Annotated in this window: 1 pseudogene; it reads left to right on the top strand. The window is 67.1% G+C overall.

Annotation, left to right across the window (positions count from 1 at the left end):
* Nucleotides 1-240 (top strand): annotated as a pseudogene (locus FNJ47_RS55735) (transposase); the annotation flags it as partial.

The raw sequence follows: 240 nt of genomic DNA, 5'->3' as shown, positions 1-240 counted from the left end.
ACCATCGTCCGGGCGCATCAGCACGCCGCCGGGGCGAAAAAAGGGGGTCTGAAGATCAAGCGATCGGGCGCTCGCGCGGCGGCTTGAGCACCAAGATACATATGGCGGTTCGGGGCTTGGGATGTCCCGTGCGGTTCACGCTCACCGCGGGCCAGAAGGGCGATGCACCGCAAGCCGCCGCATTGATCGAAGGCCTGTCCGCCGGGGTCGTCATGGCCGACGCCGCCTATGACGCCGATC

Source organism: Bradyrhizobium uaiense, from assembly GCF_010811875.1.
Classification (GTDB): Bacteria; Pseudomonadota; Alphaproteobacteria; order Rhizobiales; family Xanthobacteraceae; genus Bradyrhizobium; species Bradyrhizobium uaiense.
This window is presented reverse-complemented; position numbering and strand designations above follow the sequence as displayed.